Source organism: Streptomyces sp. NPDC093801 (assembly GCF_040701585.1).
Classification (GTDB): Bacteria; Actinomycetota; Actinomycetes; order Streptomycetales; family Streptomycetaceae; genus Streptomyces.
Genome location: NZ_JBFBDP010000001.1, coordinates 223,975 through 241,346, shown reverse-complemented (window position 1 = coordinate 241,346; position 17,372 = coordinate 223,975). Strand labels below are relative to the sequence as shown.

At 70.3% G+C, this 17,372-nt stretch carries 19 protein-coding genes; 9 read left to right on the top strand and 10 right to left on the bottom strand.

Going from position 1 to position 17,372, the window contains the following annotated elements:
• Positions 1–165: 165 nt before the first annotated feature.
• A complete protein-coding gene (locus AB0469_RS01045; RefSeq protein ID WP_366449299.1) occupies positions 166–429 on the top strand; it encodes a hypothetical protein in 264 nt (87 codons plus the stop codon).
• Here AB0469_RS01045 and AB0469_RS01040 read toward each other — a convergent pair.
• The 3 genes from AB0469_RS01040 to AB0469_RS01030 all read right to left on the bottom strand — a co-directional run bounded on the left by AB0469_RS01040 (position 417) and on the right by AB0469_RS01030 (position 2,601).
• Complete coding sequence (locus AB0469_RS01040; protein WP_366449156.1) at positions 417–1,256, bottom strand: hypothetical protein; 840 nt, start codon at positions 1,254–1,256, stop codon at positions 417–419. The genes AB0469_RS01045 and AB0469_RS01040 overlap by 13 nt on opposite strands.
• 293 nt (positions 1,257–1,549) lie before the next feature.
• On the bottom strand, positions 1,550–1,741 hold the full coding sequence (locus AB0469_RS01035; protein ID WP_366449155.1) for a DUF397 domain-containing protein: 192 nt from the start codon (positions 1,739–1,741) through the stop codon (positions 1,550–1,552).
• Complete coding sequence (locus AB0469_RS01030) at positions 1,738–2,601, bottom strand: DUF5753 domain-containing protein (protein WP_366449154.1); 864 nt, start codon at positions 2,599–2,601, stop codon at positions 1,738–1,740. Before AB0469_RS01030 ends, AB0469_RS01035 begins: the two co-directional genes overlap by 4 nt.
• A 324-nt stretch (positions 2,602–2,925) precedes the next feature.
• Between AB0469_RS01030 and AB0469_RS01025 the strand changes: the two genes are divergently transcribed.
• The 6 genes from AB0469_RS01025 (at position 2,926) to AB0469_RS01000 (ending at position 8,129) form a co-directional block, all read left to right on the top strand.
• Positions 2,926–3,105 (top strand): hypothetical protein, encoded by a 180-nt coding sequence (locus AB0469_RS01025; protein WP_366449153.1) that lies wholly within the window; start codon positions 2,926–2,928, stop codon positions 3,103–3,105.
• Positions 3,106–3,113: 8 nt separating this feature from the next.
• Complete coding sequence (locus tag AB0469_RS01020) at positions 3,114–3,533, top strand: hypothetical protein (RefSeq protein ID WP_366449152.1); 420 nt, start codon at positions 3,114–3,116, stop codon at positions 3,531–3,533.
• A 617-nt stretch (positions 3,534–4,150) separates the two neighbouring features.
• Positions 4,151–5,311 (top strand): glycosyltransferase family 1 protein, encoded by a 1,161-nt coding sequence (locus tag AB0469_RS01015; RefSeq protein WP_366449151.1) that lies wholly within the window; start codon positions 4,151–4,153, stop codon positions 5,309–5,311.
• Positions 5,308–6,012: a hypothetical protein gene (locus AB0469_RS01010; RefSeq protein WP_366449150.1), complete on the top strand. Its 705-nt coding sequence runs from the start codon at positions 5,308–5,310 to the stop codon at positions 6,010–6,012. The genes AB0469_RS01015 and AB0469_RS01010 overlap by 4 nt, the downstream gene beginning before the upstream one ends.
• Positions 6,009–7,214 (top strand): hypothetical protein, encoded by a 1,206-nt coding sequence (locus AB0469_RS01005; protein WP_366449149.1) that lies wholly within the window; start codon positions 6,009–6,011, stop codon positions 7,212–7,214. The genes AB0469_RS01010 and AB0469_RS01005 overlap by 4 nt, the downstream gene beginning before the upstream one ends.
• A gap of 21 nt (positions 7,215–7,235) precedes the next feature.
• Positions 7,236–8,129 (top strand): hypothetical protein, encoded by an 894-nt coding sequence (locus tag AB0469_RS01000; RefSeq protein WP_366449148.1) that lies wholly within the window; start codon positions 7,236–7,238, stop codon positions 8,127–8,129.
• Here AB0469_RS01000 and AB0469_RS00995 read toward each other — a convergent pair.
• Positions 8,087–8,569 carry an ATP-binding protein gene (locus AB0469_RS00995; RefSeq protein ID WP_366449147.1) on the bottom strand — a complete coding sequence of 161 codons (483 nt, stop codon included), beginning with the start codon at positions 8,567–8,569 and terminating at the stop codon, positions 8,087–8,089. The two genes, AB0469_RS01000 and AB0469_RS00995, sit on opposite strands and share 43 nt — an antisense overlap.
• A 105-nt stretch (positions 8,570–8,674) precedes the next feature.
• Between AB0469_RS00995 and AB0469_RS00990 the strand changes: the two genes are divergently transcribed.
• Complete coding sequence (locus AB0469_RS00990) at positions 8,675–9,586, top strand: FkbM family methyltransferase (protein WP_366449146.1); 912 nt, start codon at positions 8,675–8,677, stop codon at positions 9,584–9,586.
• A gap of 78 nt (positions 9,587–9,664) precedes the next feature.
• A complete protein-coding gene (locus AB0469_RS00985; RefSeq protein ID WP_366449145.1) occupies positions 9,665–10,135 on the top strand; it encodes an NUDIX domain-containing protein in 471 nt (156 codons plus the stop codon).
• 247 nt (positions 10,136–10,382) lie between these two features.
• Here AB0469_RS00985 and AB0469_RS00980 read toward each other — a convergent pair whose 3' ends face one another.
• The 6 genes from AB0469_RS00980 to fxlM form a co-directional block, all read right to left on the bottom strand.
• Positions 10,383–11,585: a hypothetical protein gene (locus tag AB0469_RS00980; protein ID WP_366449144.1), complete on the bottom strand. Its 1,203-nt coding sequence runs from the start codon at positions 11,583–11,585 to the stop codon at positions 10,383–10,385.
• A 116-nt stretch (positions 11,586–11,701) separates the two neighbouring features.
• Positions 11,702–12,490, bottom strand: a complete 789-nt coding sequence (locus tag AB0469_RS00975) for a PIG-L family deacetylase (protein ID WP_366449143.1) — start codon at positions 12,488–12,490, stop codon at positions 11,702–11,704.
• Positions 12,491–12,575: 85 nt separating this feature from the next.
• Positions 12,576–13,466, bottom strand: coding sequence for a hypothetical protein (locus AB0469_RS00970; RefSeq protein WP_366449142.1), 891 nt, complete (start codon positions 13,464–13,466; stop codon positions 12,576–12,578).
• The gene (gene hemC, locus AB0469_RS00965; RefSeq protein ID WP_366449141.1) at positions 13,463–14,422 is read right to left on the bottom strand and encodes a hydroxymethylbilane synthase; all 960 of its coding nucleotides are present in this window, start codon (positions 14,420–14,422) and stop codon (positions 13,463–13,465) included. Before hemC ends, AB0469_RS00970 begins: the two co-directional genes overlap by 4 nt.
• Positions 14,422–14,997, bottom strand: a complete 576-nt coding sequence (locus tag AB0469_RS00960) for an AAA family ATPase (RefSeq protein ID WP_366449140.1) — start codon at positions 14,995–14,997, stop codon at positions 14,422–14,424. Before AB0469_RS00960 ends, hemC begins: the two co-directional genes overlap by 1 nt.
• The gene (gene fxlM, locus AB0469_RS00955; protein ID WP_366449139.1) at positions 14,994–17,366 is read right to left on the bottom strand and encodes a methyltransferase, FxLD system; all 2,373 of its coding nucleotides are present in this window, start codon (positions 17,364–17,366) and stop codon (positions 14,994–14,996) included. The genes AB0469_RS00960 and fxlM overlap by 4 nt, the downstream gene beginning before the upstream one ends.
• Positions 17,367–17,372 lie beyond the last annotated feature (6 nt).

Below are 17,372 nucleotides of genomic sequence, written 5' to 3'. Positions count from 1 at the left end.
TGCGGCGCCTGGGGTGTATCGAGCTGGAACCCGCGCCCGCTTGTGGACCTGGAGGCGCCGCGCCCTGACGTCCTCATGGTCCGGTCAGGCCTGCTCGTGGGTCTCGGCGTCCTCGAAGCGGCCGAGACACTCGTGGCCCGGTGGCGGCCGGGGCAGGTGTGGGGCATGAGCCCCTTCGGTGGCAGTGCGGCCGACGTGGTGTGGGGCAAGTTCGACCCGCGGATATTCCTGCGGAATTCCCCATCCGCCACGAGGGTCCAGGCAGCCTTCCGCTCCGCCTACGGCCTGCCCTCGGTCGACGCGGTCGCGGTGGGTACGGACAACGCCGACCACCTGCGGGAGCTCGCCGGAGCCCTGGCGTACGAGGTCGACGACCAGGTGGTCCGGGAGTACCGGCAGCTCCTCCAGGCCCGCCTTCAGCCCGCCTGAAGCTCCTTCACCACTCGCTCCGCCATCTCCCGGGCGGCCCCCAGCCGGGGGTCGTCCGGGTCGGCGTAGGGGCCGAGGATCTTCGCGGCAACGAACAGCGTCATCAGCTTCCCGTCCCGGCTCTCCAGATCGTCACGCCGCTCTCGGCGGACACGGTCGGCCAAAGCGGGGACGGCGAGGGAGGAGCCCCACAGATTCGCCGCGTCCAGGCCGCGCGGGGCCATGCCCCAGTCCTCCCAGTCGAACACGTTGAACACTGGCGCCGTCATATTCGCCCAGTTGAGATCCGCGTGGGCCGGGTGCCATTCGGCCACGGTCGTATCGACCCCGGGGAAGACGCTGTGGATCGTCCCCGCAACCAATTCATGTGTGACGGTCTCGGTATCCGGTGTCGCGATCCGGTTCGTGTGTTGCGCAGCGAGGGCGTCCAGGGAGGTGTTCAGCGCGACCCACCATTCCTCGGCCAACCCTGGGTCCTCTGCCACCACGGCGTTACCCACCGGCGCCCCGGGCAGCAGCTCCGTCTCGTCCGCTCGCCACATCACAGGCTCGGTCTCGTCCCGCCAGGCGACGCCGGCGAACCAGGCCGGTTTCGCGATTCCGTGCAGGGCCTCGGCGGACGCGGTGCCGTCCCCGCCCTGGACCCCGATCCGGTCGAGCCCCCGCCGCTCGATGCGCACCCACGTACCGCGGTCCGTACGTGCCCCCACGGACCGGCGCTTACGCACCACGGTCCCGTGATTGAGGTGCACCGCCAGCGACTGCTCCACACGGTTAAGTACGGCTTCCACTGGCTCTTTGCGTAGATCCACAGGACGCAGCGTCATGCACTCGAACGTATCAAGTCCACGACTCCTTGCGTGGAGTTTGACACCGCCCTACTTCCGACGCGGCGGCCGGCGGACTGATTGATGCTGCTCGCTCGCGGAAGTCCCGAAGAAATGGATCGTTCCGTGCGGTTGCATGGTGGCCACCGTCCGACAGCAAGCGGCCAGGAAGCCGGTCGCCAGGGCCGCGGCGACCGGTGGACCACGACGGCACGTGGTTGTGAGGGCGGGCTTCGTGTCCTCAGGTGGGACGGGGAAAGCAGTTCGGCCCGCCCTCTCGTTGGCCGGAGACTTCAGGTGCCACGGGCGAAGGCCACCAAGCTGGCGAACGCGGCTGAGGTGAGTGCAAGGGCGGGCCCGGCCTTGTACTTGGAGTCGCGGACGTAGACGGCGCCGGAGGTGTGTGCGACCTCTACGCAGTCCTGCTCGCCAGCGCTGTGCGAGGACTTGAACCAGTGGGGGCTGTCAGGGGCTGGGGCGCTCATGTGTGGTTCTCCTTCAAGATCGTTGCGATGGTGTCGCGAGACTGGTCCGGCGAGAGCGCGTTGGCGACGATCTGGCCGAAGGCTTCCTCGAAGATCGCCACGTCCGCGGTGCCCTCGACGAAGGTGCCCCCTCGCAGGTTCTCCAGGTTGACCACGGTGGGCCATGGCGAGGGGAAGCTGATGATGTTGAACATTCCTGCGAGGCCGGGGTGCGCGCCGCAGTGGAGGGGCATCACCTGGATGGTGATGCCCTTGCGGGTGGACGCCTCCAGCAGGTAGGCGAGCTGGTCACGCATGGCGTCGACGTCCGGGAACTTGTGGTGCAGTGCGGCTTCACCGATCACGGCCCACAGTCGTAGTGGGTTCGGGGAGCGCTCCAGTACCGACTGGCGGGCAAGTCGGAGTCTGGACAGGCCCTCCTTGTCTTCGTCGGTTCGGGTGATGGCGGCGGCGTTGATGACCTGCCGGGCGTATGCGCCGCGCTGCAGCAGGCCGGGTACGAGGGTGGGCGAGTAGAACCGCATCGTCTCGGCGTCGGCATCCACGCTGAGCAAGTCCTGGTATGAGTCGCCGGCCTGGGCAAACCCGGTCCACCAGCCGCGTTTGCCCGCGTCCCGCGCGAGGTCGGCCATGGCGCCGACGAACGCCGCATCGGTGATGCCGTAATGGCCGAGGAGGGCTTCAACGTCCTTGGCGGAGATGTGCTGCCGTGCGTTCTCGATCTTCGACAGCTTGAACTTGTCCCACCCCATGAGCGTCGCTGCGGCCTCCGAGCTGAGGCTGGCGGCTTCGCGCCGCGCTTCGAGCTGCTCGCCGAGTCGGCGGCGGCGCAGGGTGGGCCGGGCTCTCTGGTTCGGCATGATCTCCCCCTCGTCCCTCGGAAGGTGATGCGACGTCACCCATGGGTGCGTGTTGGTCGTCCTAGGTCGCATTGTGCCCGTGCCCGGTTTCGCGCGTCGAGGGTGAGCAGAAATCAATCTGGGTGAGTTAGTTGCGCACCCGGTGCGTCAGAGGCACTCTATCTATCGCGCCGAGATGACGGCTCGTCACTTCAAGATCATCAGTCACCACCCGTCATCGCACCGGATAGCCCGGTCCAACACGGGCCCGGCGCAGCGGCCGTGCTCGGCACCTTCGGGGCCGAGAGCCGTCCCAGACCGCAACGAGATGACGCCGAGGCCATCATGAGCCAGAGCACCACCAGCACCAGCACCTCAACGGTGCACACCGCCCGCACCTTCCGAGCCGCGCACGGCCCCGCCTCCACCTGGGACGCGAATACGTGCCGGCTGTACCTGGAGCTCTTCAGCCAGCCCGGGCCCACCCGGATACCGCGCCCTCCGATTCGCGAGGGCGCCCGGTGAGCGCGGGGGTGAGCACGATGCCATACCCCTCGCCTGTCGGCCCGCAGCGCTACTCCGACAGCTACCCGTCCGAACCGCGTACCGCGCGGCAGGCCCGCGAGGACATCGCTCTGTACCTGCGCACGTGGGGACTGGACGACTGTGTGGAGACGGCGAAGGTCGTGGTGTCCGACCTGGTCACCCACCTGATCATGCCCGGCGACGTGGACGAGGTGAGTGTCGAGGTGACCCGCACCGAGGCCGCCGCCGTGCGGATGATCGTGACCGGCTCCGGAGGCAGCTCCCGCCCAGCAGTCGAGGGAGGTGCCGCACACGACAGCTGCGGCATGTTCCTCATCCCGCGGCTCACCCCGGCCTGGGGGGTGGGGGCCACGCCCGAAGGCAGGCGATTCTGGGCCGACCTCGCCACCTCTCAGGGCAACCTGTGAGCGCGCACGCCCGGAAGGGGCAGGACGGCGGGACAGGCTGGTTACCGGGCCGCCTCCGCCTTCGCTTCGGTCTGGTCGACGGTGATGTCGTCGCGGGGTTCCTGCTCGCGGCCGGGAACACCATCGGCCTGGCCCTGACGTTGGTGTCCGTCACCGGCCCGCATCATGCGCAAGCCGCCACGCCGAGTGGGCCCGTGTATGCGGCACCCGATATCCCCTCGGCCGAAGAGCAGCCGCATTACGCGGCCGATGCCACGGCCACGGCTCGGGAGCAGGATCCCATCAGAGTGTCGGACCCGGCTGCACGGGCTTCCCGCTGCGGGCGTACGAGCCTGTCCGCCACGTCGCCACTGCCGTGCGGTTCCGAAACGTCCACCGCCCTCGTCGCTGCTCCACCCGGAGGCCCGTCGCTGCAGGGCCTGCCCCGGCCCCGCTCCTGACCGAGCCCGCGGACCTGCCGGGTAGCCGGAGAACGCCACGTTCACACCCAACCGCAGTTCGCTGGCCGGTTGCTGCACTAATCCATGCCCCGCTCCACCCGGAGCACCCTGCTGCCTCCCGGCGTGCAGTGACCGCTCGTTGCTTCCAACGGAGACGACCCCCGAAGGGAAATGCCCATGACCAGGATCCTGTACTTGCTGAACATCTCGAACCCCGACAAGCTCGCCTCGGACTCCGGATGGATCTTCGCTGACTTGCTCGCACCCCCCATGATCGACCAGGGGGCCGAGTTCGTGATGGCCGCCCCGGCCCGAGTCAGCGACGGCCGCGCCCGCTTCGAGCGGACGACGGTGCCCGTCAACAAGTACCGGGCTCGCTTCGACCCCGGCATGGACGAGCTGGTGGCGCTCATCAAGCGAACCGCGCCAGACGTCGTGGTCGCCAACCAGATCGAGGCCGCCCCTGCGGTCCGCGCGGCCCTGCTGGAAGCGAAGTCGCACGCCTTACTGACCGGGTACTGCCACTACCTGCCCTTCTCCACGCAGCCCGGCCGCCTGGTACAGGATCCGGCCCTGGACGACCGAGGCCTGGGCTGGCCGGTGTTGCTGGCCTTCGCCGCCGGCCTGGCCGCTTGCGACCGGATCCTGGTGCACTCTGAGACGGCCGCCTCCTGGGTCACCGACGCGGCTGCCCGAGCGGGCACCGACATCGCCGACCGGATGCGAATCGTCCCGCCCCCCAGGGACGAGCGGCTGGTCCGCGACCCCGCCACGCTCACTGCCCCGACGACGGGCACACCGCTGACCGGCATCTACAACCACAGGCTCTACGAGCACTACGGCACGCCGAGATTCGTGACGCTCGCCGAACAGCTCACGTCCCGTACTAAAGCGCGGCTGCGGGTAATGGACCTCTTCGGTACCCGCAGCCCCGAGCGGGTCGCCCTGGACGACAGCCCCGAACGGATGCGTGCCGCGCTTGCTGCCCTGCCCGGCGTCGAGGTCCGAACCGACCTCGGTGACCGTGGCACCTACCGCCGGATGCTGGAGGAGTGCCAGTTCGGCTTCGGCCCGTTCCGCGCCGGCTGCCCCTGGGCGATGTCGGTGATCGACTGCCAGAGCATGGGCCTGCCGGTCATCGCTCCCAGGATGGACTGGTTCGCTGAGCACATCGCCGACGGGCTGCTGTTCACCACCGACGCCGAAGCGGTCGCCCTCGTCGAACGGCTCACCCACGACGAAGACTTCTACCTCGACCACGCCAAGGGCGCCCTGGCCTCCACGACCGGACTGCACCCGGCCACGGTGGCCGCTCGGTACCTGGAGGCGGTCGCGTGATCGCCACCGACGCCGTCATGCTCAGCTACGACGAACCTCTCGCCGGCGAGCTCCACGCCCGGCTGGAGCGGGTGCTTCGCCGGCCCACGAAGAGGTTGCACGGCGTCCGAGGGATGCGCCGTGCCTACCGGTTGACCGCCGAGCTGGTCGACTACGAGCTGTACTTCCTCGCCGACGGTGACTTCGCCATCAGCGAGGACTTCGACCCCACGGCCGTCGCCCCGCTCGCGCCCGATGTGTCCATGAGGGTGTGGCCCGCGCTCAACCCGCTCAACGGCCTCGTCTACGGGTACGGCGGACTGAAGCTGATGCGCCGCTCGGACCTTTACCAGCTCGGCAACACGGTCGATGTCCTGGCCGCGCTGCCCGGGAGGGTCGAGTTCAGCAAGGACATCGCCGGCACCACCCGCTGCAACCAGAGCCCGTACCACGCCTGGAAGGCCGCGTTCCGAGAATGCGCAATGCTCTCGCAGGGCAGCGAATACGGAATGAGCAAGGAAGGCACCCGGAATAGACTCGCCGCCTGGAAGTCCTGCGGACAGGGCGACTTCGCCGAGTTCGCCGTCGCCGGCGCGCACGAGGGCATTGCCTTCGCCACCGGCCGGGACGATCACCCCGAGGACCTCGACAGGATCAACGACCCTGGCTGGCTGCTGGCCCGCTTCACCGCCACCCACAGCCCGACAGGGGTGACAGCGTGAAGCCGACGCTCGTGCTGGTCGAGCGGAACGCCCACCTTGCCAGCGGCCACCACCACGGCGCCCTCATCGCCCTCGCCCGCGCCTACCAGCCGACCATGGTCATCGTGCCGAACGGCGTCACCCCCGAGAGCCGCGCAGCCCTGGTCGACGCCCAGGCCCGGGTCGTCGACCGCCCCCACGGGGCGGCTGCCCGGATCTTGACCGTCGCGGCCAGAGCCACCGAGGCGACGGCTCACCTCGTCCTGGCCCTCTTCCGTGCACGGCGGTGGCCCAAGGCCCTGCGTCGCGCACCGCACCAGATCACCGCGCTGGCACGGTGTCTCACCGAGGCCGCGGCCGTACGCACCGGCCGGCGCCTCGCAGGCGCCCACCCGATCACCGTCCTATCGGCCGGAGAAGCCCTCCACACGACCGCCGGACTACTCGGCGGACCGCACGCCCGCTACGTCCACGAGATCAACACCACCGAGGACCCCCTGCTCCGCTTCCTGGGCAGGATCACCAGCCGGGGCAGGGACCGTGTCACCCTCCTCGCCCCGACCGACCAAGTAAGAGACGACCTGGCCTCCCTTTTTCCCCATGTGCCCTGCCGTACCCGCCCGTTCGCGGTAGCCGATCCCGGAGACCGGATCAGCGAGACCGAGCGCTGTGCCGCCCGGCAGCAGGCCGGCCTGAAGTCCGCCGACCGAGCCGTGTGCCTCGTAGGCGGCTGGTGGCCATCCAAGGACCTCGCCACCATCGACGCCGCCTTGCACCGCCTCACCCGCCCCCTCACCGTGCTCGCCATCGGCGACCCCTTGGACGAGCAGATGCTGCGGCGCTGGCGCAACCTGCCCCACGTCCGCCTCCAGGCCACCCAGGCGGCGGCCACACAGGCGCAGATCCGCGACGTGTACGCCGCCGCTGACGCGACCGTCCTTGCACGCCATCCCGGCGTCGGCAAAGAGTCCGGACTCCTCGCAGACGCCGCCCGCCTCGGCGTCCCGCTCCTGGTCTCCGATCACGACCCCAGCCTCTCGGCACGCCTGCGAGGCCTGGACTGGGTCCGCATGTTCCCCGCCGGTGACGCCCCAGCCCTCGCTGACCACCTGGACCGCCTGTCGAGCAGTCTGCCCAAGCGGCCTGGCCCAAGAACCGCCCAGCAGATCGGCATCCCCACCGCCGCCGAGCAAGCCGCGTTCCTCGTCTGCCTCTCGCGCTGACCCACATGAAGGAGTCCAACCATGCCCACGATGCCCACCCTCGTGGCACTGATCGGCCCCGTCGAACCCGAACTCCTGGAGTCCTGGCTGCACCACTACCGCACCCTCGGCATCGAGCGGTTCACCCTCGGCTTCCACTACCCCGACCACGTCACCGAGGACGTGAAGGGACTCCTGGGTGACGTCTGCCGACGCGAGGGCATCACCCCGGCGCTGGTCAGCTGCGGACCCTGGCACGAACACACCAACCCGCAGCTGACCGCCGAGCTCCGCGCTCTCGCCGGAGACGGATGGCACCTCATCGCGGACTCCGACGAGTTCCACACCTACCCGGCGCCGCTCACCGACGTTCTACTCGACGCCGAACGCCACGGGACGCAGACCGTGGGCGGCCTGATGCTCGACCGCGTCAGCGCCGACGGCACCCTCACCGGCTGGGATCCAGCCGCAGGGCTGGACGCCGGCTTCCCGCTGGGGGCGTTCCTCACCCACCACCTCCTGCGCGGCGACCCGCGCAAGGTCGTCCTGGCGCATTCCGGCATCGCCCTGTCCTCCGGAAACCACCGCGCCCCCGGTCACCGTCCCACCAACCGGCCGCCGGTCGTCATCCACCACTTCAAGTGGCGCTCCGGCATCCGCGAAGACCTCACCCGCCGCTACCAGCACAGCCTCGACGGCAGCTGGCAGACCGACTCCCCAGCCATCCCCACCGAGGCCTGGCGCCTCCTGGACCACCTCGACCAGCACGACGGCCGTATCGACGTCCACGACCAGGACTTGTCCTTCAGGCCCGTCTCACTGACGCGCACACCCAGCTGGTGGGCCGAGGAAGCCACCTCGATCGTGGACACCTGGAGGCCGCCGGCCAACAATCACAGCCAGTCCGGGCCGACGATTTCCTCGCCCTCGCCCTGAGGCGGCTCGAACCGGGCGAAGAAGTCGTCCAACGCCTCCGGCGAAACGAACAAGGAGTTCGCGTCCGCACGCTGGTTGCGCTCCTCGAGTCGTCTGAGCAGCTCCGCCCGCTCGACAGGGAAGTACAGCAGACGCCACCGCGCACCTGCCCGCTCCACCAGCTGCTTCATCTCCTCCCGGTGCTTGCGCGGCCACAGCCCGTGGTCCCACACCACGTCCCGGCCCTCCGCCACCAAGCGCACAAGCTGCTCCTGGAGCTCCGCGACGACCGGGGCTTCCTTCTCGAAGTACGTGTTCTCCGGGTAGTCGACCCCGTACCGGCCATGCCGGTCGTGCACCACCTCGTCCACCGACAGCCGCACCGCACCCGCCGGCTCCAGCCGCTCTCGGGAGTACGTCGTCTTCCCCGAACCGGTCAGTCCGACAAGCAAGAACACCACCGGCACACCTTCGCGCCCCACCGTCACGCCCTCCACCGCCAACCTCTGCTTGGCACCAGCCTGCCACCGACTGCCCGCGCCGCGGGCCACAACCAAGGAGCTGCCGTGCCTCCGATTCCCCACCCGCTCGTCAGCGCGCTGCGCGCGTACGTCCGGCACGCGCCCCCCGCCCTCGCCTCGGCTCCCCTGATCCGCTACCTCGACCAGGAACTGGCCCGCCGCCCGCGCACCGCGATCACCCGCACCAGGGACGGAGACCTCGTCGCCGTCACCACCAGCGACCTGATCCAGCGGTTCCTCTACCTCCACGGCGTCTGGGAGCCCCACCTCACGGCCTGGATCCGGGGAAGGCTCACCCGCGGCGACACCTTCATCGACGTCGGCGCCCACACCGGCTACTACACCCTCCTCGCTTCCCGCCTCGTCGGAGCACCCGGCCGCGTCGTCGCCATCGAAGCATCCCCTGCCTTCCACACCAGCCTCACCGAGGCCGTCCAGCGCAACGCCTGCCATAACGTGCGCACCGTCAACGCAGCAGCCGCCGACACCGCACGCACCCTGACCCTCTACCTCCAAGACACGGCCAACCTCGGCAACACCTCCGCTGTCCAGCCGAAGACCTCGCACTCGTCCTTCCAGATTGAAGCCCTTCCCCTGCCAGAGATCCTGTCTCCGCACGAACTCGCAGCGGCACGCCTGATCAAGATCGACGTCGAGGGAGCCGAAGCCTTCCTCATGGAAGGCCTCGCCCCGGTCCTCGGCAACCTTCGAGCCGACGTCGAACTCGTCATCGAGGTCACCCCCCGATCCCTGGCGAAGCAGGGGCAGAGCGTGCACGACGTCCTGGAACCCCTCCGGGCGCACGGCTTCCACACGTACCGCATCGCCAACGACTACGACCCGACCAGCTACCCGAGCGCGGTCCGCCGACCGGCTGCCCCCGAGCGTTGGGACGGTCCCATCAGCGACATGACCGACCTGATCTTCTCCCGCGTCGACGCCGACCAACTGCTATAGGAGCCCTCCGCGGGCCCGCTGCGCACGGGAACCCGCACAAGCTGAACACCCAACATCCGATCACACGTAGGAGCTCCCGTGACTGAACCTGTTAGCGCGACCGTCCGCAACGCGGCCAAGGCCGTCATCCTCCACGACGGCCGCGTCCTGCTCCAGCGCGCCCACTGGGAGGGCCAGGACTGCTTCTTCCTGCCCGGCGGGGGCCAGGAACCCGGCGAGTCCCTCGACGCCACGGTCCGCCGAGAGGTCCACGAGGAGGCCGGCCTGGACGTCGCACCCGAGCGTCTGCTGTGGCTGCGTGAGTACATCGGGGCCAACCACGGTGGCGCCTCGGAAGACCACCGGGTCGAAGCGATCTTCCTGTGCCGGCCCCAGGGAGACCCGGACGAGCTCGGCGGCCACGCCGAGGACGACGTGCAGACAGGCCTGGAATGGGTGGAGCTGGAGAACGTGACCGGCCTCAACCTACTGCCGCAGGGCCTGCGCCCCCTGATCGCTGACCTCGCGCACGGTGAGGTTCCCACCCGTTACCTCGGGGACCTCGCCTGACCGCATAGCGACGATCGACGGCCGCGTCCCCGAAGGCGCCACCGGATTCAGCACCGGCCAGACCAACCGGGTCGGGTACATCGGCAGACGCGAGCCGTACGTCCTCCTGGACTGGGAACTCGCCGCCTTCGGAGACCCGCTCTCCGACCACGCTCGCCTCGCCGTACGCCTACGCCTGGGTCTGGCCGACGTCCGCATACGTGAAATCACGGCCTCCGAGCCAGGTGGCGACCTGGGCACCCACCCGTCATGTCCGGGCCTGAACGGTGGCCCCCTGATTCCGTGCCTTGGGCAGGGTGATGCCCTCGCCTTGCGCGACTTGCCCGGGGCGCAACGTCCACGGCACCGTCCCCGTTTCGGTCAGCCACTCGTTAGCCAGAAGCCGCCGCACGGCAAAGTTCCGCAACGCGTGATCCACTTGCCAGCCCAGGCCCGAGCCCAGCTGGGCGTATGAGGGGCCGTGGCCGTGCTCGCTGCGAAAGGCCACGGTGAACTTGGCCGCCAGCTGGCCCCGGTCCGGGTGCGTGTCCTTCCACGCGCCGTAGGCGACCGCAGTGCCCTTGGAGAAGAACTGAGGACGCCCGGGCACCATAAACGCCTGTGCGACGCGCTCCGGTGTCCGAGCACACACGGTGCAGTACTCAACGGCCTCAACGTGTCGGCGCAAGGCCGGCGTGACCGCGCTCTTCCACCCGGCCCATGCCTCTGCCTCGAACTGGAATCCCGGAGTCGCAGCGAGCGCAACCGCCCTGCCCTCGTCCTTGGCGCTCTGTGCCCTCTCCTCTTCGGAGGGCTGACGCATGCCCGACAAGTGACGCACCGCGGGGTCGAGGCGGCAGCGGTCCTCGGATAGCTCAGTGAGGAAGCCCTTCCGCAGAAGGTCGGGCAGGGCGGCCCGACAGGCGTCGGGAAGGTCGGGCGGAATCTGACCGAGGAGCTTGGGGGTGCTGTGCGCGGCAAGAAACAGCCCGGCCAGCCGAGCAGCGGGAGGGAGCTTCTTGACCGGCTTGGCGGACAAGGTCCGCGTGGTCCATCCGGACACCCGTGAGCGCGTGTTCTTCCCGAAAGGCAGAGGGTGGGCCGCTTCCCGGGCCAGATCCGGCACGGTGACCGGGACCGGTACTGCCGGATCACCGCCGAAGAGCGCATCATCTACCTGCCAGCCCAGCCCGCGAAGGGCATCGACGGCTCCGCTCGCATCGTCCAGCCGCAGGGCCGACAGGTCCGTCCCGGTGATGTTGCCGACACCGCCACGCGCAGCTCGGATGGCCACCACCACGGCAACGAGCTGGGCATCGGCGTCGGGAAGGGCCAGCGAGGCCACGTAGCCGAGCAGCGTGCGTGCTGCTTCACCCTGTGGGGACGTCAAGAGGAAGCCCGGCTGCTGCTCCTTCCGGGCAGAGGCGGCGCTGGCATTGCTTGAGCTGGACGCGGTCTTCGGCACGGTCATTCCAACGTCCACCGGCGTCCGGAGTCACCACCCCTGCTCCGTCTGGAGCAGACAGCAACTGGTCCGGGACCAAGCCGGCCTTGCCGGGGCGGACGTACCTCGTTCACTCCTCCCGCTCACACAGGCTGGCCTAGGCGGGCGTGCTCCGTGGCCGTTGCTCGGTGGGCGGGTGCGGGGCGGGTGGCGAGGAGGGTGAAGTGCTCGGTCGAGATGATCGGCTCCCGCTCCGCTGCCGGGAGGCGGGAGAGGATGCCGGGAAGTGGCCGTTCCTTGGCGGCTTCACTTTGGTGAGCGGAGATCGCGGCCCACTTCTGCTCGAGCCACTCGCTCACGTTGACCGTCGTGGTGGTGTGCTCGTCGGGGACGCTGAGGATCTTCTTCCCCACCCGCTCCAAGAGAGGGCCGAGCTCGCCCACCCCCGAGACCGGGTGCGTGGCCGCATACAGAGCCTCGGGCTGCCAAGGGGCCCCGGCATCCGGGTGGAGGTGTTCAAGACCGGCGGCGTGGAACGCGAGGACGGTCGCTTGGTGGGTGCGGACGTGGTCGTGGTGGCCCGTCAGCTGGCCGTAGGCGTCGTGGGTCACCACAACCTGAGGGCGCACGGCGCGGATGTGCCCGACGAGTACCTCGACGACCTCGTCGATGGGGGCATCGCACAGCCGGGCGCGGCCGGGCGCGGACTCGGGGACGCGGGCGTCGGCGTAGCCGAGCATCCTCGGCTTTCCGGCTCCCAGCGCGGCCAGGGCGTCAGCGAGCTCGGGTGCCCGGTGGCTGGTGGAGGACCAGGTGGCGGTGACGACGTTCGTTGCTGCGCCTGCGGCGGCGTGCTGCGCGAGAACGCCGCCAGCCAAGAGGGACTCGTCGTCGGGGTGTGCGAAGACACCGAGCAGGCTGGGAAGCGACACGGCTGCTCCTTCGGTTGGGGTGCCGGTGCCGGCCCTCACGCTTGTGTGCGGGCCGCAGTATCGAGACGTCGGAGGTGGGGCCAGGTCAGCGGTCGGCGGTTCTGGCCGTGCTGGTGGCTGTTGGGACGGGCGTGCCGGTGAGCTGTTGGGCTCGGCGGGCCAGGTGCGGGGCGAGTTCGGGGTGGGCGCCGCGGCCGGTGACCTGGAGAAGCTGAGCGAGGGCGACGAGTTCGCCGATCCGTCCCTCGGGGGTGCCGAGGACGTGGGTGAACTCCCTGCGGATGCGGGCGGCCGTGGCGGGCTGGGGGAGGGTGTAGGCGTGTAGGAGGCCCACGTCGTAGCCGGTGGGGAGCCGCCCCCACCCCTCCCAGTCGAGGATCACGAGGGGCTCGGGCGTGAGGTTGCCCCAGTGGAGGTCCCCGTGCCCCGTGGTCCAGGAAGTGATCGTGGGCCCGGGGATCCCGAGGAAGCGGGTGAAGTTGCGGTCGATCCACTGCTGCCGTACGGCTTGCCGGTCGGTTGGCACCGTCGCGGTGGCAGCGAGTGCGCTGCGTAGGTCTGCCCACCAGGAGCGGGGCAGGTCGACGTCGCCGGTCAGGACGGGTCCGCCGGATTGGAGCGCCGGTTGGGCGGTGTACGCGGACAGCTCGGCCCGGTAGGCGATGGCGTCGTCGGTCCACTCGGTGACGGCGTGCAGGCGAGGCCGGGGAACGGAGCGGGGCAGGGCGGAGTCCGCGGCGGCAGTGCCCTCCCACAGGCGGGCGTTGCGCTTGTCGGCGGGAGCACTGACCAGCCGCAGCCACCACCGGCCGGCTCGGCGCCCTAGGGTTCTGCCCTGCCATCCCCAGGCTTCCGGCCCGGACGCGGTCACGGAGAAGGCACGGGCAGCTTGCTGGTGCCGACTGCGCATCCGCTCCTGGTCGGACGTCTGGGCTGGCGGCGCGAACACTGCCTGCCGGGCAATCGAATCGGTCATGCGGGCCGTCCGAGAAGACGCTCGGCTCCGGCGTCCAGCAGCTGTCGGCCTGCGTCCTGCCCAACTTCATGGGCTGACGTCGAGGGGCCGGACGCGCAGGCGCGCAGAGGGTCGCCGCCGGTCGGGTCGAGCACGGCGGCGTGCACGGTGACGACTCCCGACGCGGCGTCGAGGATGGCGTGGGCGGAAGCGGCCGTCAGGCACCCGCCGTGCAGCGTGGCGAGCGCGGCCCGCTCGGCGTCGAGCAGAATCCGGGTGGGGCCATGGGTGAGGGGTGCGAGCAGCTCCCCGGTTGCGGGGTCGTCGGCGCGGTGCTCGACGATCACGGTCCCCGCGCCGGCCGCGGGCAGCCACACGGTGGGGTCGAGGATCTCGCAGGCCCGGTCCTCGTGGCCAAGGCGGCGCAGCCCGGCCAGGGCGGCGATCATCACGTCCGCGCCGAGCGTGCCCTCGTCCAGCTTCGTGAGCCGACTGTCCGCGTTGCCGCGGATCGGTACCTGTACGAGCTTCGGGTGGAGGGCTTTGAGGAGGGCCGAGCGGCGGGGTGCGCTGGTTCCGACCCTGGTGCCGGGCGGGAGTTCGGCGAGCGTGGCCGCGGGATGACCGGCGGGGAGGACGAGGGCGTCGCGGGTGTCCTCTCGGGGCAGGACCGCTCCGATGATGATGCCAGGGGAGCGGTCATGCGGGCCGGGTACGTCCTTGGCGCACGCGATCGTGGCCTGGACGAGGCCGTCGAGGAGGTACCGGTCCGCGTTGCGGGTGAAGGCCCCTTTCCCGCCGATCGCCGACAGCAAGCCGCGGTGCCGGTCGCCCTCGGAGACGATCTCGACGATGTCGAGGACCGCCTCCGGGTAGCGGGCGCGGAAGGCGTCGGCGAAGCGGCCGGTCTGTTCCAGGGCCATGGGGCTGGGCCGCGTACCCAGCCGGACGGCGGTGAGGGTGGTGCTGCTGGTCATCAGGGTCGGGCTCCATCGGCGGTTACGGGGTGGGCGGGCGAGGTACGGCTGAGGGCGGCCTGGAGGACCGCGTGCGCGGGCAGGGCACTGGTGTCGATGACGTGGCCTTCGGCGTGCATCCACGCAGAGGCAGTGGTGTAGTCCACCGCCCTTCGCCGCCGGTACGCGCGCACGGCCTCGCTACGGGTCTCGTCTCCCGGGAACTCCTCGCTCGCGTCGATCCGGGTTTTCAGCTCGTCCGGTTCGACGTGGAGGACGAGATGGACGAGCCCGGGCGAGCGGCGCAAGGGCGTGAACACTTCCGCGGCGTAGGCGGGATTGAGCACGGTCATGGGCACGAGGACGTGACCGCTGGTGTGCGCGGCGATCTCGCTGATGTAGGCCGTGGTCAGGCGCCGCCAGGCCGGATAGTCCTGGTAGTCGCGGAGCTTTCCGGGGTGCCCGGCCAGGGTGCGGCGCAGCAGGTCGCCGATCTCCTCGGGGTCGGCCACCACCGAACCGGGCAGCGCCTGATGAAGGCCGGCCGCCAGGGTGCTCTTGCCGCTGACGAAGGCCCCGTTGATCCAGGTGATCACTGCTCGTCGGACCTCCCTGTGGCTGTGTTCCGTCCAACGGCGGGGGCGGGAGCCTCGTCACGGCCGGGCCAGGAGACCACGATGCGGCAGTCGTTCTTCTCCACGACGTCTCCGGCGGGGAGCGCGGAGTCGGGGGTACCTGCGGGCATCACCGTCAGTCGGGGCGTGGCCCGGCCCCGAAGGTCGCGGTCCCAGGTGTGGACGGCGGCGGCCAGGGTGTCCGCGGCGGCCTTGCCGTCCGGCCCGAAGCCCTGGACGCCGAACTCCCACGTGGACGTGCCGTCGGCCTCGTCGTGCTCACGTCGTTCCGTCATTAGGCAGGCCAGCGAGCGACCGAGGACGACCGCTTCGGCACCCGACCGCTTCGGCAGCCGCACGGGGCCGGGCTGGCCCGGATCGCCCTCCATCCGGCAGAATCCGTGCAGGGAGGTGGCCAGCCACAGCTGCAGGTCCTCGAGCGTTTCCCCGCCGCGCACCGTCACCCCGGTCCACAGCTCGGTGCCGCCCGTGGCCAGGGCGCGGTCCAGGCCGTCGAGCGCGGAAGGCGGGGTGTCCTCCCAGCGGATGCTGTAGCCGGTGTCCCCGAGCGGGGCCGCGGTCTCGTCCCACCGGCCGGCACCTTGCATGGGGACGAACCCGCAGGGGCTGATCTCCGTGGACACCAGCGCCGAATCCTCGTTGCGGAAGCCGATGGCCCGCGTGAACCCGCCGATCCGCAGGGGCAAGACCAGGTGCCCGCCCTGCGCGAGTTGGTTCGTCCAGTGCCGCGCCACGTCGTTCGAGGCGACCGTCACGATGATGGCGTCGAAGCCGTCCGCTGGGATCAGGTCTCCGGGGGCTCCGTGGGTGCCGTCGCCCAGGACGGCCCGGACCCGGTCGGCGTACCCGGTCTCGGCCAGGAACCGCTCCGTACGTGCATGCACGTAGGGGTCGATCTCCACACACACCACCGACCCCTGAAGACCAACGAGTTCGGCGATCAGGCAGGCGTTGTAGCCGCCGCCTCCGATCTCCAGCACGTTCGCGCCGGGCCGGAGGTTGGCGCGGTGCAGCATGGCCGCCTGCATCTCGGGCTGGGACACCGAGCTCATCGACCGCCCCGTGCTCTCGTCGAACACGGTGGCCACCGCCTCGTTGGCGTACGCCCGGGGGAGCGACTGCTCGGGGAGAAAGGCGTGACGGGGCACCGTCGTGAACGCCCGCCGCAGCTCCGGGGTGTCGGTCCAGCCGGCCTCGGTGAGCTCTTCGACCAGCTGCTCGCGGAGCCGGACCGCCGCGGTCGGTTCGCCGAACTTCAGCGGCACGCCTCCGGCGGGCCTGGGCGTGTGGTGCGCGGGTGGGACGTCGGGCAGCAGGCCCGGCCACACCACGTTCAGTGCCTGCGCGGACGCCGTGAACAGCGGCTGGGGCAGGTTCCGCACGGCGAAGGGGGTGTGCCACTCCCACCGGGTGATCAACTCCGGTTCCCGGACGGTCGGCTCGCCGGTGTAGTCGGTGATGCGGGCGATCTCGGTGACCCGGGTGAATCCGTGCGTGGAGTCGCACAACGTACCCAGAAGGAGCACCGACCCCGGCCGGGCGTGCAGGCCCGCCTCCTCCGCTAGCTCGCGTACCGCGGTGGCCTCGAAGGCCTCGCCCGGCTCCACCTTGCCGGCTGGGAGTTCCCATACGGCGCGGGAGGGGTTCCAGCCGAGGAGGACCTGCCCGCGGTCGTTGTTGATCACGACGGCGACGCCGGCCATCGCGGACGGTTTCGGGGTGCGCTTCTCGCTGTAGGTGACGGAGTCGGTTTTGGGCCCGCGCAGCAGCAGGATGGTGAGGTCGCCGGCCTCGATGCGCTCGGTGTGCTGCCAGCCGTCGGCGAGCAGGTCGATCTCGGTGTCGTCCAGGCAGATCCCGCGCAGCTCCTCGGGGTGGCGGTCGGCGTGCGGGGTGATCACGCACAGGGTGCCGTCCTCGTCGAGGAGGGCAGCGAGTTCGGCGACGGTGCGGGTGCGGTCGGGCAGGTGGGCCAGGGCCCGGCGCATGGTGATCAGCTGGTAGCCGCCGGTGCCAGCCGAGGCGAGGGAGGAGAGGTCCCCGCTGGTCAGGTCGAGGTGGTGGCAGCTGACCTGGTCCGAGGCCGCGCTGGCCTTGTCGACGGCGGACTGGGCCCAGTCCACGGCGTCCACCTGGTACCCGGCAGTGGCGAGGAAGCGGGCGAGCTCACCGGTCCCGCAGGCCACGTCCAGGGCCCGGGCCTCCTCGGCGCCTTCCGACAGGGCCAGGTGCTTGGTGAGGACGGTCTTCTCGGTGTCGCTCAGGGGGCAGAAGTCGCGGCCAGCCGCGTAGTGGGCGTGCCAGTCCTGTGCGGTGTGCGTGGTGCTCATGTGCTG